Origin of the sequence: Oceanobacillus polygoni, assembly GCF_008304605.1 — a bacterium.
GTDB classification, from domain to species: Bacteria; Bacillota; Bacilli; order Bacillales; family Amphibacillaceae; genus Oceanobacillus; species Oceanobacillus polygoni.
Window position 1 is genome coordinate 43,674 of sequence record NZ_PIJY01000016.1, and the last position, 13,967, is coordinate 57,640.

Annotated in this window: 13 protein-coding genes; 6 read left to right on the forward strand and 7 right to left on the reverse strand. The window is 37.6% G+C overall.

The genetic code is table 11. The annotated features are described in order from the left end of the window. Positions 1-14: 14 nt before the first annotated feature. From F1560_RS05705 to F1560_RS05730, 6 genes are read right to left on the reverse strand one after another with little or no spacing between them, the layout of a single operon-like run. Positions 15-830 (reverse strand): ABC transporter permease, encoded by an 816-nt coding sequence (locus F1560_RS05705; protein ID WP_149473675.1) that lies wholly within the window; start codon positions 828-830, stop codon positions 15-17. Positions 831-842: 12 nt separating this feature from the next. After that, a complete protein-coding gene (locus F1560_RS05710) occupies positions 843-1,784 on the reverse strand; it encodes an ABC transporter permease (protein ID WP_149473676.1) in 942 nt (313 codons plus the stop codon). Between the two features lie 15 nt (positions 1,785-1,799). Further along, positions 1,800-3,356, reverse strand: a complete 1,557-nt coding sequence (locus tag F1560_RS05715; RefSeq protein WP_246811908.1) for an ABC transporter substrate-binding protein — start codon at positions 3,354-3,356, stop codon at positions 1,800-1,802. A gap of 5 nt (positions 3,357-3,361) precedes the next feature. Further along, entirely contained in the window at positions 3,362-4,336 is a 975-nt protein-coding gene (locus F1560_RS05720; RefSeq protein ID WP_149473726.1) for a P1 family peptidase, read from the reverse strand. Positions 4,337-4,350: 14 nt separating this feature from the next. Then, the gene (locus tag F1560_RS05725) at positions 4,351-5,370 is read right to left on the reverse strand and encodes an ABC transporter ATP-binding protein (protein WP_149473677.1); all 1,020 of its coding nucleotides are present in this window, start codon (positions 5,368-5,370) and stop codon (positions 4,351-4,353) included. After that, on the reverse strand, positions 5,333-6,370 hold the full coding sequence (locus F1560_RS05730; RefSeq protein WP_149473678.1) for an ABC transporter ATP-binding protein: 1,038 nt from the start codon (positions 6,368-6,370) through the stop codon (positions 5,333-5,335). Before F1560_RS05730 ends, F1560_RS05725 begins: the two co-directional genes overlap by 38 nt. A gap of 731 nt (positions 6,371-7,101) precedes the next feature. On the opposite strand from F1560_RS05730, the gene F1560_RS05735 reads away from it, so the two are divergent. Together F1560_RS05735 and F1560_RS05740 are read left to right on the forward strand one after the other, a co-directional pair. After that, positions 7,102-7,752: a 5-bromo-4-chloroindolyl phosphate hydrolysis family protein gene (locus tag F1560_RS05735; RefSeq protein WP_149473679.1), complete on the forward strand. Its 651-nt coding sequence runs from the start codon at positions 7,102-7,104 to the stop codon at positions 7,750-7,752. Next, positions 7,749-8,927 (forward strand): toxic anion resistance protein, encoded by a 1,179-nt coding sequence (locus F1560_RS05740; RefSeq protein WP_149473680.1) that lies wholly within the window; start codon positions 7,749-7,751, stop codon positions 8,925-8,927. The genes F1560_RS05735 and F1560_RS05740 overlap by 4 nt, the downstream gene beginning before the upstream one ends. Positions 8,928-9,106: 179 nt before the next feature. On the opposite strand, the gene F1560_RS05745 is transcribed toward F1560_RS05740, so the two are convergent. Beyond that, positions 9,107-9,622: a GbsR/MarR family transcriptional regulator gene (locus tag F1560_RS05745; RefSeq protein WP_149473727.1), complete on the reverse strand. Its 516-nt coding sequence runs from the start codon at positions 9,620-9,622 to the stop codon at positions 9,107-9,109. 479 nt (positions 9,623-10,101) lie between these two features. Between F1560_RS05745 and F1560_RS05750 the strand changes: the two genes are divergently transcribed. From F1560_RS05750 to F1560_RS05765, 4 genes are all read left to right on the forward strand, one after another. Continuing rightward, on the forward strand, positions 10,102-11,328 hold the full coding sequence (locus F1560_RS05750) for an NRAMP family divalent metal transporter (RefSeq protein ID WP_149473681.1): 1,227 nt from the start codon (positions 10,102-10,104) through the stop codon (positions 11,326-11,328). A 72-nt stretch (positions 11,329-11,400) separates the two neighbouring features. After that, positions 11,401-12,123, forward strand: coding sequence for a 5-oxoprolinase subunit PxpB (pxpB, locus tag F1560_RS05755; protein WP_149473682.1), 723 nt, complete (start codon positions 11,401-11,403; stop codon positions 12,121-12,123). A 14-nt stretch (positions 12,124-12,137) separates the two neighbouring features. Beyond that, positions 12,138-12,902 carry a LamB/YcsF family protein gene (locus tag F1560_RS05760; RefSeq protein WP_149473683.1) on the forward strand — a complete coding sequence of 255 codons (765 nt, stop codon included), beginning with the start codon at positions 12,138-12,140 and terminating at the stop codon, positions 12,900-12,902. Next, positions 12,903-13,868, forward strand: coding sequence for a 5-oxoprolinase subunit C family protein (locus F1560_RS05765; protein WP_149473684.1), 966 nt, complete (start codon positions 12,903-12,905; stop codon positions 13,866-13,868). Positions 13,869-13,967: the final 99 nt, after the last annotated feature.

Here is a 13,967-nt window from a genome sequence, read left to right on the forward strand (position 1 = left end):
TAAGAACCATCCCTTTATTTTGAACGAGGATCCATTAAATCCCTTAATGCGTTGCTTAATAGGTATAAACCTAATACGAGTAATGTGATTGCCCCACCAGGTGCATACGTGTACCAAGGAGAGTTGATTAAATAGCTTTGAGCGTCCTTTAACATTCTTCCCCAGCTTGGATCTGGAGGCTGTACGCCCAAACCTAAATAACTGAGTGCTGCTTCTGCTAGCATGGCAATTGCAAAGGCAATGGATAGAGCTACGATAATTTGTGAAGAAACGTTTGGTAAAATATGCTTAAACATTATTTTGTAGTTTTTCACTCCAATTAGCTTGGCTGCAGTCACATATTCTGCTTCCTTTTGCTGTACAAAACCACTCCTTGTTACCCTTGCGATACTTGGAATAGCAATAATGCCAAGTGCGATAGAAGTGTTAATTATTCCTGGACCAAAAACGGCGACAAGCATTAAAGCTAAAATAATGCCTGGGAAGGCCATGAGAGCATCCATAAATCTCATGAACACTTCATCAAGCCAACCACCTACATAGCCAGCAATTCCTCCAATTAATACACCGAAGAATCCGCCGATAGCAATGGTCAGTATGCCAACTAAAAACGCCGTTTGGCTGCCTTTTAAAATCCTGCTGAAAATATCACGACCAAATTCGTCTGTCCCAAAGATATGTGTTGCACTTGGTTCTTTTAGTTTATTCGGAATATCCATCGAGTTAACATCGTAAGGAGTATAGAAAAAACTTACAATTAATACGCCGACAAAGATAAGTAGTATTCCCGATCCCAATAGGAGATTGATATTTTTTTTGTGTTTTTGCATGGTTTACACTTCCTAACGTAACCGGATTCGTGGATCGACGACAGAATATAAAATGTCCACAACAAAGTTTATAAAGACAACAGCAACGGTTATATACATTACGATTCCTTGTACGAGTGGGAAATCCCGATTGCTAATCGATGTAATTAACAATTGTCCTATTCCAGGCAAAGCAAAAACCTGCTCAACGATAATTGTCCCTGCTACTATTTCGGCAGTGATCAATCCGAAAATGGTGAGAATCGGGATCATTGCATTTTTCAATATATGTTTATAGACAACGATTTTCTCTGGTAGTCCTTTACTTCGAATGGTTCTTACATAATCAAGCTGAACTTGTTCTAAAATCGATGTCCGAACATATCGGAATTTCACAGCAATTTGTGGAATAGCAATTGTTAATGCTGGTAATAGTAGTGTACTTAATGCACCTTGGATACTTTCAGTCCATGGAACATATCCATTTATTCGGAAGAAGTCTACATTCATCCCGATATAGAGAATAAAAATCATTCCGAGCCAGAAGGAGGGGATAGCCATCCCCAATTGCGTCACAGATGATAATACGACATCACTAGCTTTATTTTTTCGACGAGCTGCGAAAATTCCTAAAGGAAGTGCAACAAGTAAAACGATTACTAATGCTATACTCGCTACAGATAATGTCACAGGCAAGCGTTCCATTAGTAATGTGCTGACGGGCATTGAAAAACGAATTGAATTCCCTAAATCACCAGTGAATAATCCTTTAATCCAAGTGAAGTACTGTTCATATAAAGGACGATCTAAACCTAACTCGCTTCTCATGTTTTCAATTTGCGTCTCATCCGCCTCAGTACCGAGCATCGTTCGTATTGGATCACCTGGTAATACTTGAAAGACTGCAAACGTAATGACCGACACAAGTGCTACCGTTATAAAAAGTAAAATGATGCGACGAATGATATAGAACATAGTACCAGCCCTTCACTATTCGAATTTAACTTCCTTCATATCGTGGAACCAGAATGGATAACTTTTTAGACCTGTAATATTATTCGTAGAGCCCCATAGAATTTGATAATCAGCTATATATACAGCCGGTGCTTGTTCATTTAAAATTTCTTGAGCACGTTGATAGTATTCAATCTGCTTATCGCGATCTGATTCCATTAGAACATCTGTCATGACTTGGTCAAATTCCTCATTTTGAAAGAGGAAGAAATTTTCTGCATCGTTTTCAGAAACATAGTCATTTAGAACTTCGTAAGCAGATGGACGCCCTGTTAAATCAATGGTTGTCATTTCATAATCTCGACCGAAGTAGACTCGCTCTAACCAAATTCCCCATTCAACTACCTCAATTTCAACATCAATTCCAATTTCCTTTAAGTTTTCAACAGCAATCTGAGCAATACTGGTGTAAATATCGTTATGTGAAGATACCGTTATTTTTGTTGAAAATCCATCCGCATAACCAGCCTCTGCAAGGAGCTCCTTTGCTTTCTCTACATCACGGTTATAAACCTCCTGAAGCCCGTCTAAGTAATAATCACCCATCGCAGGGCTCATATTCGAACCAATTGGTGTTGCATAGCCGGAAAATACAGAATCAATAATATCTTGTTTATTAATTGCATAGTTAATAGCTTGTCGAACTTTTACATCATTAAACGGCTCTTTATCACCATTAAATGTAATAATTAAGCTAGAGTTATTATGTTGATGCGAGACATTAAAGTTTCCTTCTACTTCAGAAACACGATGCCCAGGAATTCCGGTTAGATTTACCTCATTTGCTAATAGATTCATTACAGCTGCTTGGTCATCCGATTGGAAAATAAAATCTACTTTATCTAAATGTGGTAATCCATCTTGCCAATATTCCTCATGTTTTTTCATTTGCAAACTTGATCCAGGTGAGTAGTTTACAAAGGCAAAAGGACCTGTACCAATTGGATTTTCATTATGTTTTTCGTCATTACTTTTTGGTATAATCGCTGATTGTAATGCTGTTAATGAATATAGAAAGTTCGAGTTTGGTTCTTTTAATGTCATAACGAAGGTTGTGTCATCAAGTGTGTCAATGGAATCAACATTATCAAAGTTATTGGATAGCTTTTCTCCACCAGCTAGTCCCATTAAACGCTCAAATGTATACATAATGTCATCTATTGTTAAATCTTCACCGTTATGGAAGGTAACCCCTTCACGAATTTTAAAGGTATACGTTAAACCATCATCAGATACTTCATAGCTCTCTGCAATTCCTTCAGTTAAGGATCCATCTGGTTCCGGAATAAATAAACCTTCAAACATATTTAAAATCATTTGAAAGGAAATCGATGCTGTTGCATGATGCGGATCTAAAAAGTCTGGATCGTCATTGATACGAACGCGAATTTCCTGTGCTTCAGACGATGATTGTCCAGTTGTTTCACCACTCTTTGCTGTTGAACTATTATCTCCCTCGGAATTTGAACAAGCACCAATTAAAAATAGTACGAAAATCAAAACGAATGATAACCAAAGTTTTCTCTTTAACACTGCATTCACCCCTTATTTTTCTGTATACTGGCATAACATTCCATATGATTAATAGATTCTGCTGCTTTCACAGCTTTTACAATCGCCTTTTCCATTGCTTCAGCTGCCAGCGTCCCTAAGTAATCCACTGGATATTCTTTCGTACCCGTCCCTAACACAAAAATTGTATCGCCATCAAACATGGTGTGAACAGGGAATATTGTTCGTGCTAATGCATTTTGTGTAAGGCTAGCAATCTTCTTAGCCTCAGCTTTTGTTAGTTTTGCATTCATTGCAACAACACCAATTGTTGTGTTTGTTCCTGCTTGAGCTGGGAGAGAGAGGTTCTGTTTTATGTACTCGACACAATTGATGAATACGGACGCATCTGAGTCCCAAGCTCCTGCAAGTATTGTATTTGTATCCGGATGTTTAATATCACCTACAGCATTTACTGAAACAATCGCTCCGACTATTAAATCAGAAACTCCTTCAAGAGAGGAACTACCTAACCCTGACTTCATTGCTTTATCTGTGCCAGCTAGTTTTCCTACTGTTGCTCCACAACCGGCACCCACATTTCCCTGAGGAAAATCTCCAACCATAGCTTTTTTAGCAGATTCATAACCCATTTGAAAATTAGGCCGTACGTTTGGGTCACCAATATCAAGGTCGAAAATAACAGCACTAGGAACAATTGGTATCCTTGCAACGCCAACATGAAGTCCAATATTTTTTTCTTCTAAATAGCTCATTACACCAGACGCTGCTTCTAAACCGTAAGCACTCCCACCAGCCAAGCAAATTGCATGTACTTCTTGAATTGCATTAATTGGATCGAGTGCATCCGTTTCCCTTGTGCCAGGAGCAGAACCACGGACATCGACACCGCAACTTGCACCATCTTCAGTTAAAATCGAAGTGCAACCCGTTAATGCCTCTATATCCTCGACATTACCTACTTTAATACCAGGGACATCTGTGATATTCTCAAATTTCAGCAAATTAATCACCTTCAAATTTCTACTAAATGATTAGGTTCTCTCTCAATTGTTTGTTCTTCTTCATATAAAAAGCAGGCTACCTGTTGATCCTCATTCTTATCTTTTAATTGTGGGCGTTTAAGCCTACATATATCCATCGCAAATGGACATCTCGTATGGAAAGCACAGCCAACCGGTGGGTCTACTGGACTTGGTAACTCACCAGAAATCATGATTTCTTCCCGTTTATTTTCGAAATCAACAACAGGTATGGATGAGAGAAGTGCTTTTGTATATGGGTGCAGTGGATTCTTATAAAGGGATTCTTTGGTACCTATTTCTACAATTCTCCCTAGATACATGACTGCAACTCGATCACTTATATGTTTAATGACACTCAAATCATGAGAGATAAATAAATAGGTTAAGTGAAATTCATCTTGTAAATCCATCATAAGATTCAAAACTTGAGATTGGATGGAAACATCCAGAGCACTTACTGGTTCATCTGCAATGATAAATTTGGGGTTAATGGCTAATGCTCGAGCAATGCCAATTCGTTGCCGTTGCCCACCTGAAAATTCATGGGGAAATTTTTTTAATGCTTCCTCCGATAAACCGACCTTTTCAATCAATTCTTTTATTCTATTTTTTCTCTCTATTTTTGATAATCTCGTATGCATTTTAATAGGTTCTTCAATAATCTCTTCAATTCTCATTCGAGGATTGAGTGATCCAAATGGATCCTGGAATATCACTTGCATTTGATTTCGAATCACTTGCAGTTCCCTTAATTTTAAGTTTTCGATATGCTGACCTTCGAAAACAATTTCACCCTCCGTTGGTTCGACTAGCCTTAAAATAGTTCGTCCTAAGGTGGATTTTCCAGAGCCAGATTCTCCAACAATTCCAAGTGTTTCTCCTTTAAAAACGGTTAGAGTGATATCATCGACTGCTTTTAATACGGTTTTTTTCCGGAGTTTATTTGTTTTTACAGGAAAATAGGTTCTTAAATTAGACACTTCCAGTAATACTTCTTGTTTCTTCTCCAATTTCTTGCCCTCCTTTCATAAAAGGGAGATGGCAACGAACCTGATGCCCATCTGAAATTCGGCCTAACGCTGGTGCAGATTCTCTGCAAATGTCCATTGCAAATTCACATCGATCAGCAAAGCGACAGCCTTTTGGAAATTTATGTGCAGGAGGGACATTTCCAGGGATGGAAGGTAATCTTCGCGTATTTTGTTCCAAGCTCGGAATGGTCCGAAGCAGGGCTGCAGTATACGGATGTTTAGGATTTAAAAATAATTCTTTAACCTGCGCTTCTTCAACAATTTGTCCACCATACATAACTAGCACGCGATCAGCAGTCTCTGCTACAACCCCCATGTCGTGCGTAATTAATAAAATAGAAGAATTAAACGAGTCTTTCATTTTGAGCATTAATTTTAATATTTGTGCTTGAACGGTTACGTCTAAAGCAGTTGTCGGCTCATCAGCAATGAGCAATTTTGGATTATTAGACATTGCAATGGCTATCATGACACGTTGGCGCATTCCCCCGGATAATTGATGGGGATATTCATGTAATACTTTTTCCGGATTGGCAATCCCAACAAGTTGTAATAGCTCCAGTGCACGTTGTTTCGCTTCCTTTTTAGAAATCCGTTGATGGTAGATAATTGATTCTATCAATTGGTTTTCGATCTTAAAGACAGGATCGAGGGATGTCATCGGTTCTTGGAAAATCATGCCGATATCCTCACCGCGGACTTTTCTCATGTTTTTTTCAGTGTAGCTAAGTAAATCCTGCCCATCCAGTTCAATAGAACCACCGACTATTTTTCCGGGTGGGGTGGGAATTAGTCGCATAATGGATAGGGAAGTAACACTTTTACCGCTGCCTGATTCTCCAACTAATGCTACCGTTTCTCCTTTGTTTATAGAAAAACTGACACCATCAACTGCCTTTGCGATTTTGTCGTGGCCTATTTCAAAATAAACTTTTAGATCCTTTACTTCGAGTAGTTTTTCTTTCCCTAGTTGTTTCATACTACCACCTCATTCATTTAAGAATTGCAACGCAGCCTTCTGTTAGGACTGTTTACCTATAAAAACTAGGGATTTTCATGAGTTCTTTTGTTAATTGAATTACTGTTTTTGATCTCTTAAATAAGTATTTGAAGTTTTAAATTTCAAAACATAACCCCTAAATAAAAATTAATAAATATTCAGATATTATTATATAAGATAAATGATATAGAAGTAAATTTCAATAGCAATTTACGTGTACTTTATCACCATCTTATTTGAGATCACATGGTAGATTATACTTGCTTTCAATTCTATATTATTGAAAGCGCTGCCAATAAATGGAAATTTGAACGTTTATTCTAAATATTCTAGTATATGAATTATAATAAATAATTGTAGTCGCTTCATTAGACATTTTGTAAAGTGTGTACAAATATATATTAACCTTTTGTATGATACTTGTTTTGAATGGTTTCACTAAAAACTTACGACAAAACTTATGGCATATTTGTTTGGATTTTAAAAAATTGAAACCTATTGCGACTCTCTGACGTAATAGTATAATAGTAGGGGAATGAATTTATTAAACGATTGCCTTTAGAGGTAGTTCAAAAAGTCTGGTGAAAATGACACTTCGAAGTTAGCACATATTGTGGAACCCTGGTACGGGGAACTGTTCCGTCACAAACGTATTGTTCTTTTCATCTTTTTTTTGATTTCGTTCTATTAGGGATTTTATATAGGAGTTGATGGATTTGAGGGCGTTTTTACAATTTATTATTCAATCCATGCTTGGCTTTATGGGTACTGTATTAACTTGGCTAGTTGGCTTTTTTGCATTTAGTCAAACCTTCTTAGTATCAAGTTTGATTGCGATAGGGGGAGGAATTATGTTTTTCATTACTTCCAAGCAAATTTTAAATTATCGATATGTGAAAAGGAATGGGTTAACAAGAAGAGAGTACAAATTTATCGAATCGAATTTGAAAGAAGCAAAGCAAAAGGTGTCCCGTTTGCAAAAAGCATTATTTCGAGTTCGGACACTTCAGGATGCCAAACGAAATTTGGAAATTGCACGTACAGCTCAAAAAATATATGTAAATGCAAAGCGTGATCCGAATCGTTTTTACCAAGCGGAAGGCTTTTTCTATAATCATTTGGATTCGCTTGTTGAACTAGCAGAAAAATACGCATTCTTGGCTTCACAGCCTGCTAAAACTCGAGAAATGGAAAGTTCACTAAGGGAAACACGTCAAACCATTACAACCCTTGGAGAAACGATAAGAAAGGATTTACATGTTATGCTTAACGATGATATGGATACGTTACATTTCGAACTCGATGTTGCGAAACAGTCCATTCATCGAATGAATAAGAACAACAAGGGGATGATGAAATGAGTGAACATAATCAACATAAACCTTCACAAGCAATTGATGATATATTAGCAAATCCATTTGGGAGCGAGAGCAAACTCCCGTCATCAAAATCGTCATCAGAAACAGTAGCACATCAGGAAACAGATAAGCCTGAGAAATTGATTCATACATTATCGAAAGAAAATCAAGAAAGAGCGATACAATTGGCAGATCAAATTGATCCCAAAAATAACGGGTCGATTGCACAATATGGAACAGAGGCACAGTCGAAGCTATTGAATTTTTCACATGGAATGCTGGATCATGTGCAAAAACAGGACGTTGGCGAGATTGGTTCGATTTTAAGTGATTTAATGAAGAAGCTTGAGCAAGTTAATCCAGACGAGCTGCGACCAGAAAAACGTGGCTTGCTTTCTCGAATGTTTGGTAAAATTTCCGGTACGGTAAATGAAATTTTATCGAAGTATCAAAAGACAGGTGCTCAAATCGATCGTATTCGAGTGAAGCTAGATCGAAGTAAAGATGCATTGATTACAGATAATGGTATGCTGGAACAGCTATTTGATCAAAATAGAGATTATTATGATGCATTGAATATTTATATTGCCGCCGGTGAAGTGAAACTGGAAGAAATGGAAACAACATTAATTCCGGAATTAAAGCGAAAAGCAGAAATAAATCAAAGCCAAATGGATTTTCAAGAAGTGAATGATCTCATGCAATTTGCTGATCGTTTGGAGAAGCGGACGCATGATTTGAAATTAAGCAGACAAATTACGATGCAAACTGCTCCACAAATTCGTTTGATTCAAAATACCAATCAAGCGCTTGTCGAAAAAATTCAATCGTCTATCTTAACAGCTATTCCATTATGGAAAAATCAAGTTGCGATTGCATTAACGTTATTACGTCAGCGCAATGCGGTAGAAGCGCAAAAACAAGTATCGAAAACAACAAATGAATTATTGCTGAAAAACGCAGAAATGTTAAAAACGAATACGATTGAAACAGCGAAAGAGAATGAACGCGGTCTCGTTGATATTGATACGTTAAAACAAACACAGGAGCATTTAGTTTCTACGATTGAGGAAACGATTCAAATTCAAACTGAGGGACGGTCAAAGCGAAATCAAGCAGAGCAAGAGCTAAAAGGCATGGAAGAAGAATTGAAGCAGAAATTACTAGAATTGCGATAAGATATCTTGGAGTGAGAGGAATTTGGATTTCTTGAATTCCATTAAATAAAAGCTGTTGGTTTTAATAAAATCAACAGCTTTTGTTTGGCAAAAGTAGGGTATTTTGAAAGACCGTTTAAGACAGTTCAACTTATGGAGAAGGGTTATATTAAAATTGGCAAAAGCTCTATAATTGCCGACTATTTCTCTTTTGGGACATAGTTAAATACTTCTCCACTATCAAAAAATTCAACTAAACGGTTGAGCCAGTCATAATAGTTCAGCCATTCTTTTGTTTCGTTTAATAGGTCATTGATCTTAGCTTCGGTTTCTTCATTTATTGTTTCGTTCTCAAGGAGATTTGCTAATTCAGCAGATAGTTTTTTACCAACCAATCTATTTCGCTTAATTACGCGTTGCCATCCCGATGTAAATAAGGAAATAAAGGTCTGATAATAATCCTGCTCGACATTATAAATGTCTTTGCGAACTCCCTTTTCAAAGACTTTCTCGGCAATATTATGATCAACCATTTCACGTACAACTTGACTCATTCTCGTTTTGCTCATTCCTGTAGCTTCAGATAGCTCATCCAGTGTCATTGGATTTCTATTAATATAAATAATCCCCAACACTCTGCCGACAGTTGTTGAAATGCCATACATCCGCATATTATCCGCGATATTTTCAATAAATTTATCTTCAATTTGCATCATTTTTAAAGATGCCTTTTCTTCCAATAGGCTCACCTACCAATTTTCAACTTTCTTAAGCCACTTTACCACAGAATATAAAAAAATAAAACTCCTATAATAGAGCGTAAAATAGAGAAAATCTAAGAATTTATAAGGAAGCATTAGCTTATACTAAGTGTGATCAATATTGTATATAAAAAATTTAAACTTTATTCTGTTTATAAAGTTTAAATTGTATGTAAACAATAAATTTTTAAAATATCTAATGTTAGTTTGCCTCATCATAATAACTATATACTTGACAATTTCACATGGGGAAAAATGAGTTATATTGTTCATTTTTTTACAGCTACAACAACAACTTTTAATCTATATTTACCGAATAATTACTTCATGAGTTATCAAAAATACGTTTTGTGCTATAATAATAAAATCTTTCATTCATCCATTCGATAAGTGACAATCAATCTGAGCGTATTTCAACATAGGAGAGTGACATCATGACAGATAAAAATAGAGGTCATCAAGTGATGACAGAGAAAGATAAGAAAAGCAGAAGAAATTCGTTAATTGGCGCTGCTTTCTTAATGGCTACTTCAGCAGTCGGCCCAGGATTTTTAACGCAAACTGCGTATTTTACAGAAGCACTATTGGCTAGTTTTGGCTTTGTTATTTTAGCTTCGATCATATTAGACATCGGTGCACAGTTAAATGTTTGGAGAATTATTGCAGTTTCCAAAATGCGTGGTCAGGAGATTGCCAATGCAGTTTTACCAGGGTTAGGCTTTGTTGTAGCGCTATTCATTGTGATTGGTGGAATAGCGTTTAATATTGGTAATATTGGTGGATCGGGTCTTGGAATCAATGTAATGATGGGAATTGATCCGAGAATCGGTGCTGTTATCACAGCAGGAATTGCCATTTTTGTATTTTTATCAAAAGAAGCAGGAGCAGCTATGGACCAAGTTGTGAAATGGCTTGGGGCATTGCTTATTCTCCTTATTGCATATGTAATGTTTGTTAGTCAACCACCGGTTGGCGAAGCAATTTATCGATCCTTCGTACCTTTGGAGCTTGATGTTTATGCGATTATCACGATCGTTGGTGGTACAGTAGGTGGGTACATAACATTCTCTGGTGGACACCGTTTATTGGATGCGGGTATTTCAGGTAAGGAAAGCATACCTGAAGTAAATCGAACATCCATCATGGGAATTCTAATTGCTTCCACTATACGGATTTTACTATTCTTAGCAGTGCTTGGTGTTGTTTCAGCTGGTGTATCCCTTGACCCGGATAACCCTGCTGCAACTGTTTTCCAATATGCGGCAGGTGAATTCGGCTATCGTATGTTTGGACTTGTACTTTGGGTAGCAGCGATTACTTCTGTTATCGGTGCAGCCTATACATCTGTATCATTCTTACGGACTTTTCACAAAAAAATTGACCAATATTATCGCTATTGGATAATTGGTTTTATTTTATTTTCAACCATAGTCTTTGTATTCATTGGACAGGCTGTTACATTACTCGTATTAGCTGGTGCCCTAAATGGTTTAATTTTGCCATTAACACTAGGATCTATTTTACTAGCTGCACACAATACAAAGATTGTCGGTGATTATAAGCACCCTGTCTGGTTGACGGTTTTTGGTGTGATTATTGTTGTATTGACAACATTCCTTGGAATCAGAACACTAATTCAAACATTACCACAGTTGTTCTAGTGAAGGGTATTTCTATAAGTTTAAATTTCGGGTTTTAAACAAAAATTGATTAATTTTAATGGTGGGATACGTATGTTTCAAATAAGTGCTTACGGTGATACAGGATTACGGATCCAGTTTGGAGAACATATATCAAAAGAAACGAACCAACAAATCCGTAGCTTTTGTATGTTATTAGAAAAGGAAAAAATACCAGGTGTTATCGAGTGGATTCCAACGTATACAGCAGTTACGATTGTATATGATCCATGTACGGTTTTATATAAAGCATTAATAATTCAAATGGAGAAGTTACAAAATAGACTTTCAGCTATGGAACTTCCACCTGCAGAAATCATGCATATACCAGTTTGCTATGGAGGGGAAAAAGGGCCGGATTTAGCAACAGTTGCCAACCTGCATAATCTTGATGAATCACAAGTGGTTTCGACGCATTCAAGTGCGGAATACCTAATTTATATGATGGGTTTCATCCCAGGGTTTGCTTATCTCGGGGGAATGTCGGAGGAGATTGCAACACCAAGACTTGAAAGTCCACGTTCAGCAATTCCGGCTGGATCTGTAGGGATTGCAGGTGAACAAACTGGGATTTATCCACTTGAATCGCCAGGGGGCTGGCAGATTATTGGAAGAACACCTATAAAATTATATGATCCGAACAGTCTATCTCCAATTCTTTTGCGAGCAGGTAATTATATTCGTTTTATACCAATTAGTGAGGAAGAATATGAAGTGATTAAACAGGAAGTAGATGAAGGAACGTATATTCCTTATGTAGAGGCATTTGAGGAATAAGGAGGTTTTAGAGCGTGACTTATTATGTTGACTTAAACAGTGATTTAGGAGAAAGCTTTGGCGCGTTTAAAATTGGTCAGGATGATCTCGTGATGAACTATATTTCTTCAGCAAATATTGCATGTGGTTTCCATGCAGGTGATTATAATGTGATGCAGCATACGGTGAAAAAAGCGTCAGAAAAAAAGGTGGGAATTGGCGCACATCCAGGACTTCTGGATTTAATCGGATTTGGCCGTCGTCCAATGAAAATAGATCCACAGGAGGTTTATAATCTTGTGATTTATCAGGTTGGATCACTTCAAGCATTTGCCCATATCAATCAAAATGAATTGAATCATGTGAAAGCGCATGGTGCATTATACAACATGGCAGGTAAAGATGCCGAAATTGCACAAGCTATCGCTGAAGCGGTTTATGCAATTAATCCAAACCTTATTTTATTTGGTCTTGCAGGCAGTGAATTGGTGAAAGCGGGGAAAAAAGCAGGCTTACCTGTTGCTGAAGAAGTTTTTGCTGATCGCACGTATCAGCCGGACGGTTCACTAACACCACGAACGCTTGCAAATGCAATGGTTGAGGATGCAAATGAAGCAGTTAGTCGTGTCATTCGCATGGTGAAAGATGGGAAAGTAGAAGCGATTGATGGTTCAGATATTGTAATCAATGTAGATACGATCTGTATTCATGGTGATGAGCCGAAGTCGTTGGAGTTCGCTAAACGATTATGTACGGCATTAACGGAGCATGGAATTATTATAAAAAGAGTAGGGAAGTAAATGAGTAATACAATTATTGAAGTTGTAAAGCCAGGACTAGCAACCTCTGTTCAGGATCTTGGAAGAACTGGCTTTCAGCAATATGGCGTAGTTGTAGCCGGAGCAATGGATAGCTTCGCGTTACAAGTTGGAAATATTCTAGTGGGAAATCCTCGAGGTGCAGCAGGACTTGAGATTGTGATTATGGGGCCGGAGCTCCGCATACTTGAGGATACCGTAATAGCTATTTGTGGTGCTGATTTATCGCCTAAGTTAAATGGAGAACGGATTCCCGGATGGAAATCTATTGTTGTTAGGAAAGGGCAAATTATCACTTTTGGGCAACCGCAAGACGGGGCATATGCTTATATTGCCGTGGCAGGCGGTATTGAGACCCCCGTTGTTATGGGAAGTAGATCTACTTATACAAAGGCTGCAATAGGCGGTTTTAAAGGGCGATATTTACAAAAGGGAGATCACTTAGCTAGCCGTCCACTCAACATTTCATTAGGAAGTGTGACTGGTAGAGGGTTATCTCAGGAATTTATACCTAATTACAAGAATGCAGAAAAAATCCGTGTCATCACTGGTCCAGATCAATCTGCGTTCGAGAAAAGCTCCATCGAGCAACTTCTATCGTCCAGTTATAAAGTGTCCGCTCAATCGGATCGGATGGGATATCGGTTAGAAGGGCCAGAACTTAATCATGTGGATGGAGCAGACATTTTATCCGATGCCGTGTTGGCTGGAACGATTCAAGTACCTGCAAATGGCCAGCCCATTATACTACTTGCTGATCGCCAAACAACGGGTGGATATACAAGGATTGCGACAGTTATTTCTATTGACCTGCCATTTGTAGCTCAGAAATTTACTGGAAGTGAATTGCAATTTGAAGCGGTGCAAGTGGAAGATGCACAAATGCTTTATGTGGAACGGGAACGATTATTGAAAAAGATTAGCTTAGGAGCGGGTCAGGTAGATTAATTACTTGAACGTCTATTGGATGAATGTCTTATCGATATGATTGCATGTTTTAAGGTGAATGAAAAGAATTGTATAGTATGATGAATGTATTTAGGAGGG